18 protein-coding genes are annotated in these 20,239 nt (G+C 63.1%); 16 read left to right on the forward strand and 2 right to left on the reverse strand.

Translation table 11 applies throughout. The features are described from left to right. The first annotated feature begins 3 nt into the window (after positions 1–3). The 9 genes from J2W94_RS15025 to hslU all read left to right on the forward strand — a co-directional run bounded on the left by J2W94_RS15025 (position 4) and on the right by hslU (position 10,470). The gene (locus tag J2W94_RS15025; protein WP_310095158.1) at positions 4–2,145 is read left to right on the forward strand and encodes a prolyl oligopeptidase family serine peptidase; all 2,142 of its coding nucleotides are present in this window, start codon (positions 4–6) and stop codon (positions 2,143–2,145) included. A gap of 598 nt (positions 2,146–2,743) precedes the next feature. Next, a complete protein-coding gene (locus J2W94_RS15030) occupies positions 2,744–4,873 on the forward strand; it encodes a S9 family peptidase (protein WP_310095161.1) in 2,130 nt (709 codons plus the stop codon). A 104-nt stretch (positions 4,874–4,977) separates the two neighbouring features. Next, positions 4,978–5,412 carry a YbaN family protein gene (locus J2W94_RS15035; protein ID WP_310095163.1) on the forward strand — a complete coding sequence of 145 codons (435 nt, stop codon included), beginning with the start codon at positions 4,978–4,980 and terminating at the stop codon, positions 5,410–5,412. Positions 5,413–5,449: 37 nt separating this feature from the next. Further along, the gene (lptM, locus tag J2W94_RS15040) at positions 5,450–5,674 is read left to right on the forward strand and encodes an LPS translocon maturation chaperone LptM (protein ID WP_310095166.1); all 225 of its coding nucleotides are present in this window, start codon (positions 5,450–5,452) and stop codon (positions 5,672–5,674) included. After that, a complete protein-coding gene (gene dapF / locus J2W94_RS15045) occupies positions 5,667–6,527 on the forward strand; it encodes a diaminopimelate epimerase (RefSeq protein WP_310095170.1) in 861 nt (286 codons plus the stop codon). Before lptM ends, dapF begins: the two co-directional genes overlap by 8 nt. Continuing rightward, positions 6,524–7,198: a DUF484 family protein gene (locus tag J2W94_RS15050; protein ID WP_310095172.1), complete on the forward strand. Its 675-nt coding sequence runs from the start codon at positions 6,524–6,526 to the stop codon at positions 7,196–7,198. The genes dapF and J2W94_RS15050 overlap by 4 nt, the downstream gene beginning before the upstream one ends. Before the next feature lie 81 nt (positions 7,199–7,279). Then, positions 7,280–8,215, forward strand: a complete 936-nt coding sequence (gene xerC / locus J2W94_RS15055) for a tyrosine recombinase XerC (RefSeq protein WP_310095175.1) — start codon at positions 7,280–7,282, stop codon at positions 8,213–8,215. 191 nt (positions 8,216–8,406) lie between these two features. Further along, positions 8,407–8,958 carry an ATP-dependent protease subunit HslV gene (gene hslV / locus J2W94_RS15060; RefSeq protein ID WP_310095177.1) on the forward strand — a complete coding sequence of 184 codons (552 nt, stop codon included), beginning with the start codon at positions 8,407–8,409 and terminating at the stop codon, positions 8,956–8,958. A 138-nt stretch (positions 8,959–9,096) separates the two neighbouring features. Further along, positions 9,097–10,470, forward strand: coding sequence for an ATP-dependent protease ATPase subunit HslU (gene hslU, locus J2W94_RS15065; protein ID WP_430540626.1), 1,374 nt, complete (start codon positions 9,097–9,099; stop codon positions 10,468–10,470). A gap of 78 nt (positions 10,471–10,548) precedes the next feature. Here the strand turns inward: hslU and J2W94_RS15070 are convergent, their stop codons facing one another. Further along, positions 10,549–10,998, reverse strand: a complete 450-nt coding sequence (locus J2W94_RS15070; protein WP_310095180.1) for an OsmC family protein — start codon at positions 10,996–10,998, stop codon at positions 10,549–10,551. 98 nt (positions 10,999–11,096) lie between these two features. On the opposite strand from J2W94_RS15070, the gene J2W94_RS15075 reads away from it, so the two are divergent. After that, positions 11,097–12,398 carry an SDR family oxidoreductase gene (locus tag J2W94_RS15075; protein ID WP_310095183.1) on the forward strand — a complete coding sequence of 434 codons (1,302 nt, stop codon included), beginning with the start codon at positions 11,097–11,099 and terminating at the stop codon, positions 12,396–12,398. Beyond that, positions 12,395–12,865: a DUF2269 family protein gene (locus tag J2W94_RS15080; RefSeq protein WP_310095186.1), complete on the forward strand. Its 471-nt coding sequence runs from the start codon at positions 12,395–12,397 to the stop codon at positions 12,863–12,865. The genes J2W94_RS15075 and J2W94_RS15080 overlap by 4 nt, the downstream gene beginning before the upstream one ends. A gap of 10 nt (positions 12,866–12,875) precedes the next feature. Here J2W94_RS15080 and J2W94_RS15085 read toward each other — a convergent pair whose 3' ends face one another. After that, positions 12,876–13,331, reverse strand: coding sequence for a nucleoside deaminase (locus tag J2W94_RS15085; RefSeq protein ID WP_310095187.1), 456 nt, complete (start codon positions 13,329–13,331; stop codon positions 12,876–12,878). A gap of 195 nt (positions 13,332–13,526) precedes the next feature. Here J2W94_RS15085 and J2W94_RS15090 point away from each other — a divergent pair, with 195 nt between their 5' ends. From J2W94_RS15090 to J2W94_RS15110, 5 genes are all read left to right on the forward strand, one after another. Next, positions 13,527–15,089, forward strand: a complete 1,563-nt coding sequence (locus tag J2W94_RS15090) for a hypothetical protein (protein ID WP_310095188.1) — start codon at positions 13,527–13,529, stop codon at positions 15,087–15,089. A 143-nt stretch (positions 15,090–15,232) separates the two neighbouring features. Next, a complete protein-coding gene (gene fucP / locus J2W94_RS15095) occupies positions 15,233–16,531 on the forward strand; it encodes an L-fucose:H+ symporter permease (RefSeq protein WP_310095191.1) in 1,299 nt (432 codons plus the stop codon). Between the two features lie 7 nt (positions 16,532–16,538). Continuing rightward, positions 16,539–17,315 carry a bifunctional demethylmenaquinone methyltransferase/2-methoxy-6-polyprenyl-1,4-benzoquinol methylase UbiE gene (gene ubiE / locus J2W94_RS15100; protein ID WP_310095194.1) on the forward strand — a complete coding sequence of 259 codons (777 nt, stop codon included), beginning with the start codon at positions 16,539–16,541 and terminating at the stop codon, positions 17,313–17,315. A 36-nt stretch (positions 17,316–17,351) separates the two neighbouring features. Continuing rightward, positions 17,352–18,122 (forward strand): 3-keto-disaccharide hydrolase, encoded by a 771-nt coding sequence (locus J2W94_RS15105; RefSeq protein WP_310095196.1) that lies wholly within the window; start codon positions 17,352–17,354, stop codon positions 18,120–18,122. A gap of 191 nt (positions 18,123–18,313) precedes the next feature. Continuing rightward, a complete protein-coding gene (locus J2W94_RS15110; protein ID WP_310095199.1) occupies positions 18,314–20,239 on the forward strand; it encodes a M1 family metallopeptidase in 1,926 nt (641 codons plus the stop codon).

A 20,239-nucleotide genomic window follows, 5' to 3' on the forward strand; every position in this document is an offset into this window, starting at 1 on the left:
TCCATGCCCAAACTCACCCATGCCTGCCAGACAATCGTCATCGCCGCGGGTCTTGCCGCTGCCGCCGGCAGCACTTTCGCCCAGGAGCCCGCCGCAGTGACCGATGACAAATACGCCTGGCTGGAAGAAGTGGAAGGGCAGAAGCCGCTGGAATGGGTCAGGGCGCAAAACGCCAAGTCCGAAGCCGAAATCGCCGCCACTCCCGAGTTCAAGCAATTGGAGGGCAAGATCCTCACGATGCTCGATTCCGACGCCAAGATTCCGGGCGTGGAAAAGATCGGCGACTACTACTACAACTTCTGGAAAGACAAGAACCACGAGCGCGGTCTCTGGCGCCGGACCACGCTGGAGGAATACCGCAAGCCGCAGCCCCTGTGGGAAACAGTCATCGACCTGGATGCGCTGAATGCGGCCGAAGGCCTGCAGGACGAGAAGAAATGGGTCTGGCATGGCGCCGACTGCCGCAAGCCCGACTACACGCGTTGCCTGATCGCGCTGTCGCGTGGCGGCTCCGACGCCGACGTCACCCGCGAGTTCGATCTCACCACCAAGCAATGGATCAAGGACGGCTTCTTCCGTCCCGAAGCCAAGGGCGCGCTGGGCTGGAAAGACGCCGATACCGTCTACGTCTACACCGACTTCGGTCCCGGCAGCATGACGCCCTCCGGTTACCCGCGCATCGTCAAGGAATGGAAGCGCGGCACGCCGCTCAGCGCCGCCAGCGTGGTGTACGAAGGCACCAACAAAGACATGTACATCGCGGCCTATCACGACGCCACGCCCGGTTTCGAGCGCGACTTCGTCAGCCGCACCATCGCCTTCTACAACGACGAACTCTATCTGCGTGGCAGCGACGGCAAGCTAACCAAGATCGATGCGCCGAACTCGGCCAACAAAGGCGTAAATCGTGAGTGGCTGACGTTGGAGTTGCGGGAGCCGTGGACGACCAGCCTGCAAAGCAGCCGCACCTATAAAGCAGGTTCGTTGTTGGCAATACGCCTCGACGACTTCCTGGCCGGCGGTCGCGATTTCGAAGTTCTTTTTGAACCCACCGAAAAGACGTCGTTGGCAAGCTTCGCTTGGACCCGCAACCACCTGGTCCTGAATGTCCTCGATGATGTGAAGAACAAACTCAGCGTACTTACGCCTTCCGCCACGGGCTGGAAGAAGAGCGAATTCGCCGGCGCTCCCGCGCTGGGCACCATCGGCGTCAGCGCGGTAGACAGCGACGAAAGCGACTCGGTGTGGATGACCGTCACCGATTACCTGACTCCGACCACGCTGATGCTGGCCGAAGCCGGCGGCCCGGCGTCGGCGGTGGAAGCGCTCAAGACCATGCCCGCCTTCTTCGACAGCTCCAAGGAAACGGTGGAACAGCACTTCGCCACTTCCAAGGACGGTACCAAGGTGCCTTACTTCCTGGTGCGGCCCAAGGATCTGAAGTACGACGGCAGCGCGCCGACGTTGCTGTACGGCTACGGCGGTTTTGAGATCTCGTTGACGCCGGCCTATTCCGGCGGCGTGGGCATGGGCTGGCTGGAGAAGGGCGGCGTCTACGCCGTGGCCAATATCCGCGGCGGCGGCGAATACGGTCCGCGCTGGCACCAAGCCGCGCTGAAGCAGAACCGCCACAAGGCCTACGAGGATTTCGCGGCGGTGGCGCAGGACATGATCGCGCGCAAGATCACCTCGCCCGCGCGCCTGGGCATCCAGGGCGGCAGCAACGGCGGACTGCTGACCGGCAACATGCTGATGCAGTATCCGCAGCTGTTCGGCGCCGTGGTGGTGCAGGTGCCGTTGCTGGACATGAAGCGCTACAGCCACCTGCTGGCGGGCGCTTCGTGGATGGCCGAGTACGGCAATCCGGACACCGCCGATTGGGAGTTCATCCGGAAATTCTCGCCCTATCACTTGTTCGATCCGTCCAAGACCTATCCGCCCACCTTGTTCATGACCTCCACCCGCGACGACCGCGTGCATCCGGGCCATGCGCGCAAGATGGCGGCCAAGATGCTGGAGGCGGGCAAGGACGTGCGCTACTTCGAGAACATCGAAGGCGGCCACGGCGGCGCGGCCAACAACAAGCAGTCGGCGCACATGAGCGCGCTGGCTTATACGTTCCTTTGGCAGCAGCTCAGCAAGTAAGCTCAATGGCGTCATCCCCGCGAAGGCGGGAACCCAGCGACTTTTCACCTTTGCAACAAAACAATCATGACGTCATCCCAGCGCAAGCTGGGATCCATCTTGATCTTGCTCTGGCTTTTAACTTTCCATTGAAGAAAAAGCGTTTCGCGCGATGCGCGAGTCACCCTTCGACAAGCTCAGGACATGCTTTTCTTTGAACGGCAAAGAAAAGTAACCACTGCGCCGCAGGAGCGGCGCGAACGGCGCAGCCGGCCCGAAGGGCGTAGGGCAGGATGCCCGGAGTAAAAGAAAGTCGCCCTAGCGTCGCGCCCGGCGATAAAGCCGCCGGGTCCGCAAGCAGGTCGGGAATTTCCGTAAGGCGCATCCCCGTATCAAGTACGGGGCAGGCTCTGCGCCTCCGGAAACGGCGCACATCCATGTGCGCCGCCCCCTTCGGGGTTTATCCCGTCCTGCTTGCCGCGCCTCACGGGAGGGAGCCAGAGCCAGAGCTAGAGCACACGTCGTTCCTCCAGGCTGTTTCCCCCTATCGCGGAACGACGGCCGATAGTTCAAGATCGCTCCCAACCATTGCGCAGTGCCCAACAAGGACACACTTGTAATGAAACCAATCTATTTCCTGCTCGCGGCCACTCTCCTAATGACTACCTTCCCCAGCTCCGCCCTCTCGCCGGTCGCCACTGCGCCGGATGCCGCCAAGAAGCCGCATGAAGTCAAGGCTCCTTTCGGCGCCACGCGCAACGATGATTATTACTGGCTGCGCGACGACGATCGCAAGAGTCCGGAGATGCTCGCCTACCTCAATGCGGAGAACGCCTACACCGACGCGGTGCTGGCGCCGACCAAGCCGCTGCAGGAGAAGCTCTATAACGAGATCGTCGGCCGCATCAAGCAGGACGACGCCAGCGTGCCCTACCGCGAGCGCGGTTACTGGTACTACACGCGCTTCGAGACCGGCAAGGACTACCCCATCCAGGCGCGCCGCAAAGGCAGCATGGACGCGCCGGAGGAAATCCTGCTGGACGTCAACGCGATGGCTGAAGGCAAGGGCTATTTCAGCGTTGGCGATGCGCAAGTCAGCCAGGACAACAAGCTGCTGGCCTGGGCCGACGATGCCGTGGGCCGCCGCCAGTACGTGATCCGTTTCAAGAACCTGGAGACCGGCGAGACCTATCCCGACACGATCGGCGGCGTGTCCGCCAACCTGGTCTGGGCGGACGACAACAAGACCCTGTTCTACGTCGAGAACGATCCGGAAACGCTGCTGACCGTACGCGTCAAGTCGCACGTGCTCGGTACGCCGGCCTCGGCCGACAAGCTGGTGTACGAGGAAAAGGACGACAGCTTCTACATGGGCATCGGCCGCAGCCGCGACGACAAGTTCATCTGCATCTCGGTGGAAAGCACGGTGTCCTCCGAACAGCGCTGCGCACCGGCGGGCGATCCGTCGCGGTTCACGGTATTGGCGCCGCGCGAACGCGACGTGGAATACAGCGCCGACCACCTGGACGGACGCTGGGTGATCCGCACCAACTGGAAGGCGAAGAACTTCCGCATCATGACCGCGCCTTCCGCCTCCACTTCGCGCGAGGAATGGAAGGACTGGGTGGCGCACAGCGACGAGGTCTACATCGAAGGTTTCGAACTGTTCGACGGTTTCACCGCCATCAGTGAACGCTCCAACGGGTTGGAACGCCTGCGCCTGCTGCGCGCCAACGGCAAGGAGGAATACGTCAAGGCCGACGAGCCGGCGTACTCGATGGGCCTGGACGTGAACTCCGAACACGACACGCCGTGGCTGCGCTACAGCTACACCTCGATGACCACGCCCGCCACCACCTACGAACTCAACGTGGAAACCGGCGAGCGCAAGCAGCTCAAGCAGCAGCCGGTGATCGGTTACGACGCGAGCAAATACGCCACCGAACGTCTGTGGGCGACCGCCCGCGACGGCACCAAGGTGCCGGTATCGCTGGTCTACAAAAAGGGTTTCGAGAAGAACGGCAAGGCCACGCTGTTCCAGTACGCCTATGGCAGCTACGGTTCCTCGACCGATCCGGGTTTCAATTCGACCATCGTCAGTCTGTTGGACCGTGGCGTGGTCTACGCCATCGCCCACATCCGCGGCGGCCAGGAAATGGGCCGCGACTGGTACGACAACGGCAAGTTGCTGCACAAGAAGAACACCTTCACCGATTTCATCGACGTCACCGACACGCTGGTCAAGCAAGGCTATGCCGCGCCGGACCGCGTCGCCGCGTCAGGCGGCAGCGCCGGCGGCCTGCTGATGGGCGCGATCGCCAACATGGCGCCGGAAAAATACCGCGTGATCGTGTCGCAGGTGCCGTTCGTGGACGTGGTCACCACCATGCTGGATCCGAGCATCCCGCTGACCACCAACGAATACGACGAGTGGGGCAATCCGGAGAAGAAGGAGTTCTACGACTACATCCTTACCTATTCGCCTTACGACAACATCAGCAAGCAGGCCTATCCGGCGATCTTCGTGGGTACCGGTCTGTGGGATTCGCAGGTGCAGTACTGGGAGCCGGCCAAGTACGTGGCCAAGTTGCGCGACGACAACACCGGCACGCTGCCGCTGCTGTTCCGCATCAACATGGAAGCCGGTCATGGCGGCAAGTCCGGTCGCTTCCGCCGCTATCGCGAGGCAGCCGAGTATTACGCCTTCGTGCTGGATCAGCTGGGTGTGGCCGAACCCGGTAGCCACTGATCCACTTGTCGTGGGAGCGGCCTCTGACTTGAAAAGCTCGCGGCCAGAGGCCGCTCCCACGCAAAATCTCAGCGACACGCTCGACTCTGGTAAAACATAAGGTCGTGAATTCCCCGCCTCCGTCCCCTTCATCAACGGATTCCGGTACCAGGCGTAGCTCCCGCTTCCGCTGGGCCTGGTGGCTGTTGGCCTACGCCAGCCTGGGTGTCGGCATCGTCGGTATCTTCGTTCCGGGTCTGCCGACCACCGTATTCATCCTGGTGGCCGCCTACGCGGCCTCGCGCGGATCCGACCGTCTGCACCACTATCTGCAAACGCACTCGCGCTTCGGCCCGATGATCCGCGACTGGCAGGCCCATGGCGCGGTATCGCGTCGCGCGAAGTGGGCCGCCACACTGACCATGCTGGCCTGCGCCGGGGTGCTGCTGGCGATCATGGTCAGCGTGGCCTCGCACCGCTGGTGGATGGCGGCGTTGCCGATCGCTTGCATGGCACTGGTTTCGGCTTGGCTGTGGACGCGTCCCGAACCCCCGGCCTGACCCTGTCGGTTCATGCCCATCTGGCTATACTTCGGCCATGAATAAATCACTCCGCATCGCATTATTCCTGTCCCTCTGCGCTGCCCTGTCGGGCTGCGGCGCCAAAGGCCCGCTGATCCTGCCGGAGAAGGCGGCACCGATCGAGGTGCCTGCGGAAACGGTCCCGGAAACGCCCGTGCCCACCGACAACACGACCACTCCCGCCGACCAGCAGGCGGAAGACGCGGTCGACGATCCCGCAACGCCGGCTGAGAATGACTGACCAGGCTGCCCCGGGCACGCCAGTGTTGCGTTTCTCCAAGATGCACGGCGCCGGCAACGATTTCGTCGTCATCGATCTGCGCAACGGCACGCCTCCGCCGGATTCGGCGCTGGCTTCGCAGCTGGCGGACCGCCACTTCGGCGTCGGTTGCGATCAGATCCTGACCATCGAGAAACCGCGCAGCGCCGGGGCGGTGGCGTCCTACCGCATCTGGAATTCCGACGGATCGACCTCGCAGCAATGCGGCAACGGCGCGCGTTGCGTCGCGGCCTGGCTGGTGCGCGATGGCGTGGCCCAAGGCAACCGTTTTCGCGTCGACAGTCCACTGGCGACGCATGACGTCGAGCGTCTGCCAGGCGATCGCTATGCCATCGCAATGGGCGTGCCGGAGTTCGATCCGGCCAAGATCCCGCTGGCGGGATTCGCTTCCGGACAGGACGGCTACGAAATCGCGCTCGACGGGAAAGCCATCAGCTTCGGTGCGGCGTCGATGGGCAATCCGCACGCTGTGATCGAAGTGCAGGACATCGACGCTGCGCCCATCGCGACGCTCGGTCCTGCGCTGCAGTCCAGCGCCGCGTTCCCGCAATCGGCCAATATCGGCTTCGCCCAGGTCGTTGCGCGCGACCGGTTGCGCCTGCGCGTATTCGAGCGCGGTGTCGGCGAAACGCTGGCCTGCGGCAGCGGCGCCTGCGCGGCGGCGGCAGTGCTGATGCGGCGAGGAAAATTGGACCGCGCGGCGACCGTCTCGCTGCCCGGCGGCGATCTGCAGATAAGCTGGCCCGATGACGCCGCCGAGGTCATCATGTCCGGACCGGCGGCATTCGTATTCGAAGGGGAATGGAAGCAATGAGCGAAGCACAAGAAAAGCTGGGCGCCCACGAGATCGCGGCCTGGCTGCGCCGGCACCCGACCTTCCTCAAGCAGTTCCCCGATCTGGCGCTCACCCTGATCGTGCCGCGCGAGGAAGGCCCCACTGCTTCCCTGGCCAGCTACCAGCTGGAAGTGCTGCGCGACAAGAACCGCGAGCTGTCCAAGCGCCTCAACGACCTGTTCGCCAACGCGCAGGAAAACGAGCGCCTCGCGGTCCGTACCCACCAGTTGACCCTTTCGCTGTTGAAGCAGAACACCGCGCAGGACACCTTGCGTGCGATGGCCGCCTCGCTGGCGGAGGATTTCAACGGCGACCTGGTGCGCGTCGTGCTGTTCGAGCCGATTCCCGGCCTGGACGACGCCGAGTGGCTGCAGGTCGTGGCGGAAAACAGCTCGCACCTGAATTCGTTCCGCGATTGCCTGAAGGACGGCGAGCCTCTATGCGGCCGCCTGCAGCCTGAGAAGAACGCGGTTCTTTACGGCGCACGTGCCGAGGAAGTGCAGTCGTCGGCGCTGCTGCCTTTGCCCGGCCTGGGCTTGGTCGCGGTGGGCAGCCGCGACGGCAACCGTTTTTACCCGGGCATGGGCACGCTGTTCCTGCGCATGATGGGCGAAGCGCTGGCGGTTGCGATGAAGCGGTATGGGGATTGACCGTCAATTTTCAGGTCGTCATTCCAGCGTAAGCTGGAACCCATTTTGCTTTTGCGTTGACTCGTGAAAGCGAAAGTCAAAATGGATGACCGGCTAGCGCCGTTGAAAGACACCTCTGGCGTTCGCCAGGATGACGAGCGGGGGAGTTTCGAGGACTTTCTCTCCCATCTCCAGGTCGAACGCCGCATGTCGGCGCATACGCTCGATGCCTATCGTCGCGACCTGACAGCGCTGGGCGATTGGGCCACCGAGCAAGGCACGGCCAACCTCGCCGAACTCGATACCGAACAGCTGCGCGCCTTCGTCGCCGCCGAACACCGCCGCGGCCTGTCTCCGAAAAGCCTGCAACGCCGGCTCTCCGCCTGCCGCAGCTATTTCAACTGGTTGCTCCGGCATAGTCGCATCGCAGCCAGTCCCGCCGCCGCTTTGCGCGCGCCGAAGTCGCCGCGCAAGTTGCCGCAGGTCCTGGATGCCGACGAGGCCTCGCGCCTGGTGGAAGTGCCGACTGACGTGCCGCTGGGATTCCGCGATCGCGCCTTGCTGGAACTGTTCTATTCCTCGGGCCTGCGTCTGAGCGAGCTGTGCGGGTTGCGCTGGAACGATCTGGATCTGGCTAGCGGTTTCGTGACCGTGCTCGGCAAAGGCAACAAACAGCGCAAGGTGCCGGTCGGTTCGCACGCGCGCAAGGCATTGCAAGCATGGCGCGACGAACAGAAGCCTGCGGGCGATGCGCCCGTGTTCCCGGGACGCAATGGCGGCCCGATTTCGCAGCGCGCCGTGCAGATCCGCATGAAGCTGCTGGCGCAGAAGCAAGGCATGTTCAAGAACGTGCATCCGCACATGCTGCGGCACAGTTTCGCCAGCCATATCCTGGAATCCTCGGGCGACCTGCGCGGAGTGCAGGAACTGCTGGGGCACGCCGACATCGCCACCACGCAGATCTATACGCACCTGGACTTCCAGCACCTGGCCAAGGTCTACGATGCCGCGCATCCGCGCGCCAAGCGCAAGACCTGATTCCGTGGGAGCGGCGTCCCGCCGCGAGCTCTCCGCCTTTAAGGGCAGAGTGTGCTTGCCTGCTTTGGATTCCACGCCAAGAGCTCGCGGCGGGACGCCGCTCCCACCACCACTCCCCACGGCATGTCTTTGGTCATGCTTGAACCCGCCCGGGTCGTCCCCACCTCACTAGTTAACACCACGGAGGCCGCATGGACCCCAGTCAGAACCCGAATGTTTTCCACGCCACCACCATCCTGTCGGTGCGGCGCAACGGTCGCGTCGCCGTGGCCGGCGACGGGCAGGTCACGCTCGGCAATACGGTGATGAAAGGCAACGCCCGCAAGGTGCGCAGGCTCGGCCGCGACGGTCAGGTGCTGGCCGGTTTCGCCGGCGCGGCGGCCGATGCGTTCACCCTGTTCGAACTGTTCGAAGCCAAACTCGAAAAGCACGGCCAGCTGCAGCGCGCCGCAGTCGAGCTGGCCAAGGACTGGCGTACCGAACGCCGCCTGGGCAAGCTCGAAGCCCTTCTCGCCGTGGCCGACAAGGACACCTCGCTGATCATCAGCGGCACCGGCGATGTGATCGAGCCCGAAGACGGCCTCATCGCCATCGGTTCCGGCGGTTCCTATGCCCTGTCGGCGGCACGGGCGTTGATGGCGCATACCGAGATGGACGCGAAATCCATCGCGGTCGAGTCGCTGAACATCGCCGGCGACATCTGCATCTATACCAATCGCAACATCGTCGTCGAAGAACTGTAAGCCTCGTCAAAATTCCTTTGCCCTTCCGAGCGCATTCCTTTGCCATTCCGAACGCAGTGAGGAATCTGCTTCACCTGCCCGGTAACCAAACAGCAGATCCCTCACTACGTTCGGGATGACAGTACCAAGAGCACACCTATGTCCGCCAAACCCGAGAACATCAGCGCCACCATGACTCCGCGAGAAATCGTGCAGGAACTCGACCGCCACATCGTCGGCCAGCACGCGGCCAAGCGCGCGGTCGCCATCGCGCTCCGCAACCGCTGGCGCCGCATGCAGCTGCAACCGGACCTGCGCGACGAAGTGATGCCGAAGAACATCCTGATGATCGGACCGACCGGTGTGGGCAAGACCGAGATCGCCCGTCGCCTGGCCACGCTGGCCAACGCGCCGTTCGTGAAGGTCGAGGCCACGCGCTTCACCGAGGTCGGCTATGTCGGCAAGGACGTGGAGCAGATCGTGCGCGATCTGGCCGACACTGCCGTCAAGATGTATCGCGAGCAGGCGAAAATACGCGTGCGCACCCAGGCCGAAGAGCGCGCGGAGGACCGCATCCTGGACGCGCTGTTGCCGCGGCGCAGTGCCGGCATCGGTTTCGATGCCGAGGCCGCCCGCAACGAACCCTCGGCGCACGACGGCGATACCCGCACCAAGTTCCGCAAGATGCTGCGTGCCGGCGAGCTGGACGACCGCGAGATCGAGCTGGAACTCTCCGCCAACGTCAGCATGGACATCATGACTCCGCCGGGCATGGAGGAAATGGGCCAGCAGTTGCGGCAGATGTTCTCCAGCATGGGCAGCGCCAAGTCGCATACGCGCACGCTGACCGTCAAGGCCGCGCGCCCGCAGCTGGTGGAAGAGGAGGCGGCCAAGCTGGTCAACGAAGACGATATCCGCGTCGCGGCGATCGAGGCCTGCGAGCAGAACGGCATCGTGTTCATCGACGAGATCGACAAAGTCGCCAAGCGTGGCGGCAACATGAGCGGGGGCGACGTAAGCCGCGAAGGCGTGCAGCGCGACTTGCTGCCGCTGGTGGAAGGCTCCAACGTCAGCACCAAGTACGGCACGGTCAAGACCGACCACATTCTGTTCATCGCCTCGGGTGCGTTCCACTTGGCCAAGCCCAGCGACCTGATCCCGGAATTGCAAGGTCGTTTCCCGATCCGGGTGGAACTCTCGGCGCTGTCGAAAGATGATTTCGTGCGCATCCTCACCGAACCCAAGGCCGCGCTGACCCGTCAGTACGAGGCGCTGTTGCAGACCGAGGGCGTGACCGTGGAGTTCACGGTGGACGCGGTCGAACGCCTCGCGGAGATCGCCGCGCAGGTCAACGAACGCCAGGAGAACATCGGCGCGCGCCGTCTGCACACGGTGCTGGAACGCTTGCTGGACACACTGAGCTACGAAGCGCCCGATCGCGACGGGCAGAAGGTCAGCATCGACAAAGCCTATGTCGACACGCATCTGGGCGAACTGGTGCAGGATCCGGACCTGAGCCGCTACATCCTCTGAGTCTCTTGTAGGAGCGGGCCCTGCCCGCGACGAATTACCAACAGCGTCGCGGGCAGGGCCCGCTCCTACAAATTCAGGTCATCGCGGTTCGATGGCGACCTCGGTCTTCACCGAATTGGCGATGAAGCAATGCTCGTGCGCCGAATGGTGCAGGCGTTGCAGTCCTTCGGCATCGGGCGCGTTGCCTTCAGCGAACACGATCCTGGGACGCAAGGTGACGCGGGTCAGTGCGATCTTGCCGGCCTCGTTCTTGCCCAGCATGCCCACCGCTTCGTCGGCGTAACTGTCGATCACCCAGCCCTTCTTGGCCGCGATCGCCAGCAGGGTCAGCATGTGGCACGACGACAGCGCCACCACCAAAGCTTCTTCCGGGTCCACGCCCTGTTCGCTGCCGCCGTACGCCGGCGCGGCGGAACCGGTGAGCCGTTGCCCGCGTTCGAAGATCCATGCGTGGTCGCGGCTATAGCCCTCGGGCGTGAACGGCTTGCCGTCGCGGTTCCATTGGAGGGTGGTTTTGTGTTCGGACATGTTGCTGCTCGCATGACTGGAAGGGAGCCAACAGTATCCAATGTCAGGCCCACAGGCGTCTGCTAGCCTTGCAAGCGGACAGAGGGCCGAATATCGCGATGGATAGTGAAATAGAACCCAACAGGACGGTGCTGGTAGTCGGTGCGGCGGGATTCCTGGGCGGGTACCTAGTTGCGAGGTTGCGGGAACGTGGCTGGCGCGTACTGCGGGGCGTGCGCGCCCGAGGCCGGGAGTTGGAGGCCGACGAACGCGAATGCGACCTGCAACAACTTCTGTCCGCCGAAAGCTGGTTGCCGTTATTGGTGGGCATTGATGCTGTGATCAATGTCGCCGGCATACTGCGTGAAGAGCAGGGACAGACTTTCGCAGTAGTCCATTTCGATGCGCCGATCGCTTTGGCCTATGCTTGTGTCAAGCGGGGCGTGCAGTGCTTCGTGCAGATATCGGCATTGGGCATGCCTGAGGATGGCGAGTTCATCGCCTCCAAACATCGCTTCGACGAAGCTCTGATGGAGCTTCCGTTGCGCAGCGTGATATTGAGACCTTCGGTGGTCTATGGGGTTTCCGGTTCTTATGGCGGAACCTCGCTGCTGCGTGCGCTGGCTGCGTTTCCGGGCGCCCTGCTTTTGCCGGGTGACGGGCGCTGGCCGATCCAGCCCGTTGCCGTGGAGGATCTGGCCGATCTGGTTGCGCGCGCGCTGGAATCGAAAGCGAACGGCGTCCACGAAGTCGGTGGTCCGGAGCCCATGACCTTGCGCGAATATCAGAGCATTTGGCGCGAATGGCTGCGTATTCCTGGTCGTCGCGCCATTTTCGTTCCTGCGCTTTTGGTGGCGCTGTTGGTTCGCTTCTGGGAAATCATCGGCAGCGGCCCGGTAGGCGAAACGATGTGGCGCATGCTTAAACGCGGGAATATCACCGCCAACGGCACGACCGTGCGCTTGCGCAATGAGTTCGGAATCGCTCCGCGACCTTTGCGGGAGGTGCTCGCCTCGCATCCCAGTCAGGTGCAGGACCGATGGCAGGCGCAGCTTTACTTTCTTGCGCCAACGCTACGCTTGGGCGTCGCTGCACTTTGGCTGGTTTCCGCCTGGGTCGGATGGGCAACGCAGACATCGGAAATAGAACGGTTGGCCGGAGACTCGGTTCTCGGAGCGCTGGCGCCGGTCGTGGTTGCACGTGTGGCCGCCACGCTCGATCTGATCTTCGGGCTTTGGCTGCTGACGGGATTGCGTTTGCGCGTGGCGGTCGCAGCGATGATGATCATGGTGCTGGCCTATACGCTGGCGTTCGGCATCGCATTGCCCACGCTTTGGCTGGATCCCTTGGGCGGACTGGCAAAGAACCTGGTGATCCTTCCGGCGCTTGCCGTGCTCTGGGTGCTTTCCGAGAGGAGATGAGCTTGCTTTACCTTTGGGTCAAATGGATACACATCCTGTCCTCGACGCTGCTCATGGGCACCGGGCTCGGCATCGCATTCTTCATGTGGGTGGCGCACCTGCGCGGCGATGCAAAGGTGATCGCGGCCACTGCGCGGACGGTGGTGATCGCAGATGCCTGCTTCACTGCGCCGGCGGTGGTGGTGCAACTGCTGACCGGGCTCTGGCTGACCCGCATCATGGGGATACCGCTCACCCACTATTGGATCAAGGTCGCGCTGATCCTGTTCGTACTGGTCGGCTGTTGCTGGCTGCCCGTACTGTGGCTACAGGTGCGGGCCCGCAATCTGGCGATGCAGGCGAGCGCCGGCGGAGAGCCCTTGCCGGCGGCTTATTACCGCACCATGCGCTGGTGGTTCTGGCTGGGCTGGCCGGCTTTCATCAGTGTAGTGGCGATCTTCTGGCTGATGGTGATGAAACCGGGCTGAAACGAAGCATTCAATCCTCGCCGATGTCCTCGTTCCACACTTCCGGATTGGCGGCGATGTAGTCGCCCAGCATGGCGATGCATTCCTCGTCGTGCAGGTCGATGACGGTGACGCCGTTCTCGCGCAGCCAGTCGATGCCGCCGCTGAAGTTGACCGATTCCCCGACCACCACCGTGCCGATGTTGAACTGGCGCACCAACCCGCTGCAGTACCAGCACGGCGCCAGGGTGGTGACCATGATGGTGTCGCGGTAGCGGCGCTGGCGGCCGGCCTTGCGGAAAGCGTCGGTTTCGCCGTGAACCGAGGGGTCGTTTTCCTGGATGCGGCGATTGTGGCCGCAGCCCAGCAGGTTGCCGTCGTTATTGAAAAGAGCGGCGCCGATGGGAATGCCGCCTTCGGCCAGGCCCTGGCGGGCTTCTGCGACGGCGGTTTCCAGCAGGGAGCGATAGTCGATGGTGTGGGCCATGGAGGGTCCGGGAAGGGGCGGGCGAAGAAGATGGTGGCATGCGTCAAGGCAAATCAGGAAATGCGGCCCAGGTCACTTCGGCATAGGCGGTTGTCGTTTATCTAGTCATGACAGGAATTGGAGGCGCTTCGTCGCCTTCGCCAGAACGAGGGGACTGAAGTGGCAGTGAGGGGAAGCGCATCGTTTGCAATCGGCATGCGAGCGGTGCTCGCATGCGGGTTGGCGTGGGCGCTGACGACCAGCGCCGCGCAGGCGCAGATCGTCGAGGGGCAGCTGCAGCTGCAGTGGGGCGATCCACGCGGCGGTGTCGGGCAGGCGAAACGACCCGGGAAATTCCTGGTCACGCTGGTGACGGATGAAGGCAAGCGCCAGGCGCTGGACCCGGCGCAGGCACGGATCGCCGCCGGCGATCTCTATGCGCTGGCCAATCGCCGGGTGGCGATCGAGTTCGGCGCTGACCCGCGCAGCGCCGCGCGCAGGAAAGTAGAAGCCATCGTTCCCGCCGACGACCTTGGCCAGGATTACGATCCAGCCGTTCCCCTGAAGACCGGACCGGTGGCCAAGGCGATTGCAGGTCCCACGCGCTGGGTGACGGTGGCCTGCAAGTTCTCCGATATCGATACCGAGCAGAAGACGGTGGAATTCTTTCGCGGCCAGTACGGCGCGCTACCTGGCCAGCTGGGCCATTACTGGCCTGAAGTGTCCTATGGAAAAGTCTCATTGACCGGCAGCGATGCCTACGGCTGGTTCACCTTGCCGCAGCCGCGTTCGTTCTACATCACGGGCGAAGGCGATGGAAAAGCCAATCTGGACAAGTTGTTCGAAGACTGCGCCGCCGCTGCCGATCCCACGGTGGATTTCGCCGTCGTGCAGGGCATCAACATGATGTTCAACGGCGACCTGGACGGTTTTGCCTGGGGCGGCGGCGCCTGCGGACCGCTTGAGGGTGTGGCGAACCGTTGCATCCGCAATACCTGGAATCCACCCTGGGCGTTCAACAACCTGGCGCCGCTGGCGCATGAAATGGGACATGGCTACGGCTTGCCGCATTCCGACAATTCCGATGGCGACGACGATCCCTACGACAATCCCTGGGATGTAATGAGCGATGGATGGCGGAATGCCGTCGCCAATGCGACCTACGGCAGCCTGCCCAAACACATCAACATCTACCAGCGCGACCGCCTGGGCTGGGTGGACGCCGCCCGCAAGCGGACGGTAACGGCGGGTGGGCCAAGGATTACGGTCATCCTGGATACGGCCAGCCGTGCGGTTTCCTTGAACACGCAGATGGTCGTGTTCACGATTCCGCAAGAACCAGGGGTGCTCTACACGCTGGAAGCCCGGAAGCGCGCGGGCAGCTACGAAGCCAACCTGGCCGGCGATGCGGTCATCATCCACCGCGTGGTGAACGACGGCATGGCCCACAGCGTGGATGCGACCGTGCCGCCCGCCAATGTCTCGAACAACGAGGGATCGATGTTCAAGGTCGGGGAAACCTGGGTATCGCCTTACAACGCTTATTGGGTCACGGTGGAGTCGGAAACCATCACGGGCTTCGTGGTGTCCTTGGGTCCGCAGCCGCGTTTCATGAGCGGTCCCGCGCCGATGCGACGTTCGACCGGCGGCACCACCAGCGCCTCGCAGCCGACGGTGCTATCGACGCCCGCCAATCGCAGGCCCAGTCAGGTGAATGAATGCGTGACTGAGCGCAGCGACCTCTTCGCGCAGTGGCGTTGCAACAAGCGTCTCCAATAGCCCGCCCAACTCCGTTATCTGCGCGCGCTCAGCGTGGCACGCGGCCGTTTCCTGCCTGGATCGGTCATCTGGATCAAGCGCGGATGCCATAATCGGCGGAGATGGGCCGCATGGCCCGCGCATCCGCCGCCTTTGGAGTGAACATGGATCTCGCATCCCCGCCTTCCTCATCCGCCGACCAACCTGCCAGCACGAATCGGCTGGCACTGGTGGTGGTGACCTCGATCTTCTTCATGTGGGGCTTCCTCACCTGCCTCAACGACATCCTGATTCCGCACCTGAAGGCCGCGTTCGAACTGAACTACGCGCGCGCGATGCTGATTCAGTTCACTTTCTTCGGCGCCTACTTCCTGATGTCGCTGCCCGCGGGTTGGGTGGTGGGCAAGCTGGGCTACAAGTACGGCATCGTGGTGGGCCTGGCCATCGCCGGCATCGGCGCGGCATTGTTCTGGCCGGCAGCGGAAATGCATAGCTACAACGTGTTCCTGGGCGCCTTGTTCGTGCTGGCCACCGGCATCACCCTGCTGCAGGTCGCAGCCAATCCCTATGTCGCCCTGCTGGGTCCGGAGCGCACCGCTTCCAGCCGTTTGACCCTGGCGCAGGCGTTGAATTCGCTGGGCACGGCGATAGCGCCGATCTTCGGCGGTATGCTGATCCTGGCCGCCGCGCCGAAGACCGCCGCGGAACTTTCCGCGATGCCGGTGGCCGAGGCCCTTGTCTATCGCAGCATGGAAGCCCAATCGGTGCAGTTGCCGTACCTGGTGCTGGCCGGCTTGCTGTTCCTGCTGGCGATCATCATCTGGCTGTTCCGGTTGCCGGCTATTCGCGCATCGACCGACGCGAAAGACGGGCAACACCATGGTCTGTTCGAACCGTTGCGCTATCGCCACGTGTTGCTCGGGGTGATGGGCATCTTCTTCTACGTGGGCGCCGAAGTTTCCATCGGTAGTTTCCTGGTGAACTACCTGTCGCAGCCGGATATCGGCGCCATGACCGAGCAAAGCGCCACGACCTACGTGTCCGCGTACTGGACCGGCGCGATGGTCGGCCGTTTCATCGGTTCGGCGCTGATGCTGCGCGTCGATCCGGGCAAGTTGCTGGCAATCTTCGCGGCCATCGTGGTCGGCCTGTTGCTGATCACCATGACCACCAGCGGCATGACGGCCGTCTACAGCGTGGTCGCCATCGGCCTGTTCAACTCCATCATGTTCCCCACCATCTTCACCCTGGGTGTGGCGCGGCTGGGACCGATGACCAACAAGGCGTCCAGTCTGCTGATCATGGCGATCGTGGGTGGCGCGGTGGTGCCGCTGGCGATGGGCTTCCTGGCCGACAGCATCGGCGTCCAACACGCGTTCCTGCTGCCGGCCCTGTGCTACCTGTTCATCCTGTTTTACGGGTTGCGCGGCTCGCGGGTGACCGACGCGCCGGCAATGCGATAATGGCGGCATGAGCGAATCCCCCTACAAATCCGGCACCACCCACTTCGGCTTCAAGGACGTCGCCGCCAAGGACAAGCAGAAGCTGGTCGGCGAAGTGTTCTCCTCGGTCGCGGGCAACTACGACCTGATGAACGACCTGATGAGTCTGGGCGTGCATCGCGTGTGGAAGCGCTATTTCGTCGGCACCGCGCAGGTGAAGCGCGGCGACCGCGTATTGGATCTCGCGGGCGGCACCGGCGACATCGCTGCGCTGCTCAAGGAACGGGTGGGCGAAGAGGGCGCTGATTCTGATGGACGCGTGGTATTGGGCGACATCAACGCCGGCATGCTCTCGGTCGGCCGCGACCGCATGACCAATCGCGGGCTGGTCAACGGCCTGGACTATGTGCAATGCAATGCCGAGTCGCTGCCGTTCCCCGATAACAGTTTCGACCTGGTCACGATCGCTTTCGGTCTGCGCAACGTCACCGACAAGGATGCGGGCCTGCGGGAGATGTTCCGCGTGCTCAAAGTGGGCGGGCAGGCGCGGGTGCTGGAGTTCTCGGAAGTGACCCTCGACTGGTTCAAGCCCGTTTACGACTTCCATTCGTTCAAGATCCTGCCGAAGCTGGGCCAGCTGTTCGCCAAGGACGCCGGCAGCTACCAGTATCTGGCCGAAAGCATCCGCAAACATCCGCCGCAGGAAGAGCTGAAGACGATGATGCAGGAAGCCGGCTTCGAGCGCTGCAGCTACAAAAACCTGTCGGCCGGCATCGTGGCGGTGCATACGGGCTACAAGGTCTGATACTGGCGGCTATGGATGAATAATGGAAAAACAATCATGAGGAAACTTCTGATGGTTGCTTTCGTTATCCTGAATGCGAAAGCCGCGTTCGCGCAGGAAATAAAGGACCCAAAAGCGACCGAGGTTTGGGAACCTGAGCCTAAAATCGTAACCCCCGGCACGGTAGGCATTGCGGCGCCGTCGGCCGATGCCATCGTTCTGTTCGACGGAACGAATCTGGAGGAATGGACATCGGTCGACAAGCCGGACGCTCCCGCGGAATGGACGGTTTCCGACGGCGTGGTCACGGTAAAGAAAGGCGCCGGAAACATTCAGACCAAACGCTCGTTCGCCGACTACCAGTTGCACCTCGAATGGCGCATTCCGGAGAACATCACGGGAGAAGGGCAGGCGCGTGGGAATAGCGGCTTGTTCCTGGCCTCCACCGGTCCTGGAGACGAAGGTTACGAAATCCAGATTCTGGATTCCTATAACAACCGGACCTATTCCAACGGCCAGGCTGGCGCGATTTACAAGCAGCATATTCCCTTGGCCAATGCCAATAAGAAGCCAGGGAAATGGCAAACCTATGACGTGGTCTGGACCGCTCCACGATTCAACGATGACGGATCGCTGAAGAGTCCGGCAAGGGTTACCGCCTTCATCAACGGCGTGCTGGTGCAGAACAATGCCGAGCTGCAAGGCGCTACCGTTTACATCGGCAAACCGTCTTACAAGAAGCATGGTCCTGCGCCCATCAAACTCCAGGACCATGGAGATCCGAGCGAGCCCATCAGCTTCCGGAATATTTGGGTACGAGAGCTCTGAGCTAGCGGGCGTCCGCTGCAGCAGGGTTCAGTGAAAGAGAGATCTCGTGGGAGCGGCGTCCCGCCGCGAGCTCTTCGCTGGCTTTCGCCTGAGCCCAAAAGCTCGCGGCGGGACGCCGCTCCCACGCTGTTTGGGACTCGCTTGTGCGGTAGGAGGTAAACTGGGCTATCCCCCGTAGCCGGATATGCCCGATGCGTTCTGTTTTCCTGTTGCTGTCCTGCGCCGCCGTGATGGCGGCCGGTTGTTCCCGCGACGCCGCCCCCGCCCCCGAGGCCGCTCCCGCCAAACCCAAGCCCGTCGCCGTGAAAGTGGATCGCAGCCAGGACGAAAGCTCCTACGCCGAGCCAGGCAAGGTCGCCATCACCGATCTGGCGCTGGACCTGGCCATCGATTTCGACAAGAAGACGATCGGCGGCACCGCTACCTACAAGCTAGACTGGAAGGACAAATCCGCCACCCAGCTGGTGCTGGATACGCGCGCGCTGACCCTCTCCAAGGTGGAAGGCGACGATGGCAAGGGCAACTGGACGCCGCTGAAATACGCGCTGGCCGCCAACGACAAGATCTTCGGCAGCAAGCTGACCATCGAAACGCCGGCGCGCAACCCGAACGTACGCATCGCTTACCAGACCTCGCCCGAGGCTTCCGGCCTGCAATGGCTGGAGCCGTCGATGACCGAAGGCAAGCAGTTGCCCTTCATGTTCAGCCAGTCGCAGGCGATCCACGCGCGCAGCTGGGTGCCGCTGCAGGACACGCCCAGCGTGCGCTTCACCTACAGCGCCCACGTCACCAGCCGCCCGGACGTGATGGTGCTGATGAGCGCCGACAACGACCCGGCCGCGCCGCGCGATGGCGACTACAGCTTCAAGATGCCCAATCCCATTCCGTCGTACCTGCTGGCCATCGCCGCGGGCGATCTGGTGTTCAAGCCCATTTCCGCGCGCAGCGGCGTATGGGCGGAACCGACCATGGTCGACAAAGCCGCCAAGGAATTCGAAGACACCGAGAAGATGATCGCCACCACCGAGGCGCTGTACGGCCCCTACCGCTGGGGACGTTACGACATGCTGGTGCTGCCGCCGTCGTTCCCGTTCGGCGGCATGGAGAATCCGCGCCTGACTTTCGTCACGCCTACGGTGATCGTCGGCGACAAATCGTTGGTGTCGCTGATCGCGCATGAGCTGGCGCACAGCTGGTCCGGCAACCTGGTGACCAACGCCAGCTCCAAGGACATGTGGTTGAACGAAGGCTTCACCACTTACGTGCAGTCGCGCATCACCGAGGCGGTGTACGGGCAGGAAGCGGCCGAGATGGAGCGCCAGATCGACCAGGCCGACCTGGCCGAAGAGATCAAGACCGCCGCTCCGGCCGACCAGCTGCTGGTGCTGGCGCCGCTGACCGGTCGCGACCCGGACGAGGCCTTGTCCGGCATCCCGTACAACAAGGGCGCCTGGTTCCTGCAGTTCCTGGAACAGCGTTTCGGCCGCGAAGTGTTCGATCCGTTCCTTCGCGGTTGGTTCGACGACCACGCTTTCCAGAGCGTCAACAGCGACCAGTTCGTCGCCTACCTGCGCAAGAACCTGCTGCCCAAGAACCCGACCGCGGTCACCGAGGCTGAGCTGAACACCTGGCTCAACGAACCCGGTATTCCCGCCTTCGCACCGAAAGCGCAGTCGCGCGGCTTCGCCATCGTCGACACCGCGCGCATCGCCTGGTTGGGCAGCAAGACCCTGCCGAACGCGCAGATCACCTCGGCGTGGACCACGCAGCAGTGGGTGCATTTCATCGACGGTCTGGGCGACAAGCTCGGCGCCGAGCAGCTGAAGCAGCTCGATGACGCCTACAAGTTCACCGGCACCCAGAACGGCGAAATCGCGATGCGCTGGTATCCGCTGGCCGTACGCAGCGGCTATGCCGAAGCGCAGCCGGCGATCGGCGCATTCCTGGAGCGGGTGGGCCGCCGCAAGCTGATCATGCCGATCTACGAAGAGCTGGTGAAGACGCCCGAAGGCCTGGCCTTCGCCAAGGAAGTCTTCGCCAAGGCGCGTCCGGGCTACCACCCGATCACCACCGGATCGGTCGAAGCGCTGCTGGCCAAGACGGAAGCCGGCAAGTAA

The organism is Pseudoxanthomonas sacheonensis (assembly GCF_031455975.1).
GTDB lineage: Bacteria > Pseudomonadota > Gammaproteobacteria > Xanthomonadales > Xanthomonadaceae > Pseudoxanthomonas_A > Pseudoxanthomonas_A sacheonensis_A.

What these genes read in the sequence shown, in the direction of transcription:
- J2W94_RS15110 (WP_310095199.1), top strand. Translation starts at nt 18,314, where the DNA reads ATGCGTTCTGTTTTCCTGTTGCTGTCCTGCGCCGCCGTGATGGCGGCC.
- J2W94_RS15050 (WP_310095172.1), top strand. Translation starts at nt 6,524, where the DNA reads ATGAGCGAAGCACAAGAAAAGCTGGGCGCCCACGAGATCGCGGCCTGG.
- ubiE (WP_310095194.1), top strand. Translation starts at nt 16,539, where the DNA reads ATGAGCGAATCCCCCTACAAATCCGGCACCACCCACTTCGGCTTCAAG.
- fucP (WP_310095191.1), top strand. Translation starts at nt 15,233, where the DNA reads ATGGATCTCGCATCCCCGCCTTCCTCATCCGCCGACCAACCTGCCAGC.
- hslV (WP_310095177.1), top strand. Translation starts at nt 8,407, where the DNA reads ATGGACCCCAGTCAGAACCCGAATGTTTTCCACGCCACCACCATCCTG.
- J2W94_RS15085 (WP_310095187.1), bottom strand. Translation starts at nt 13,331, where the DNA reads ATGGCCCACACCATCGACTATCGCTCCCTGCTGGAAACCGCCGTCGCA.
- J2W94_RS15030 (WP_310095161.1), top strand. Translation starts at nt 2,744, where the DNA reads ATGAAACCAATCTATTTCCTGCTCGCGGCCACTCTCCTAATGACTACC.
- J2W94_RS15025 (WP_310095158.1), top strand. Translation starts at nt 4, where the DNA reads ATGCCCAAACTCACCCATGCCTGCCAGACAATCGTCATCGCCGCGGGT.
- xerC (WP_310095175.1), top strand. Translation starts at nt 7,280, where the DNA reads ATGGATGACCGGCTAGCGCCGTTGAAAGACACCTCTGGCGTTCGCCAG.
- J2W94_RS15075 (WP_310095183.1), top strand. Translation starts at nt 11,097, where the DNA reads ATGGATAGTGAAATAGAACCCAACAGGACGGTGCTGGTAGTCGGTGCG.
- hslU (WP_430540626.1), top strand. Translation starts at nt 9,097, where the DNA reads ATGTCCGCCAAACCCGAGAACATCAGCGCCACCATGACTCCGCGAGAA.
- J2W94_RS15105 (WP_310095196.1), top strand. Translation starts at nt 17,352, where the DNA reads ATGAGGAAACTTCTGATGGTTGCTTTCGTTATCCTGAATGCGAAAGCC.
- lptM (WP_310095166.1), top strand. Translation starts at nt 5,450, where the DNA reads ATGAATAAATCACTCCGCATCGCATTATTCCTGTCCCTCTGCGCTGCC.
- J2W94_RS15070 (WP_310095180.1), bottom strand. Translation starts at nt 10,998, where the DNA reads ATGTCCGAACACAAAACCACCCTCCAATGGAACCGCGACGGCAAGCCG.
- J2W94_RS15080 (WP_310095186.1), top strand. Translation starts at nt 12,395, where the DNA reads ATGAGCTTGCTTTACCTTTGGGTCAAATGGATACACATCCTGTCCTCG.
- dapF (WP_310095170.1), top strand. Translation starts at nt 5,667, where the DNA reads ATGACTGACCAGGCTGCCCCGGGCACGCCAGTGTTGCGTTTCTCCAAG.
- J2W94_RS15090 (WP_310095188.1), top strand. Translation starts at nt 13,527, where the DNA reads ATGCGAGCGGTGCTCGCATGCGGGTTGGCGTGGGCGCTGACGACCAGC.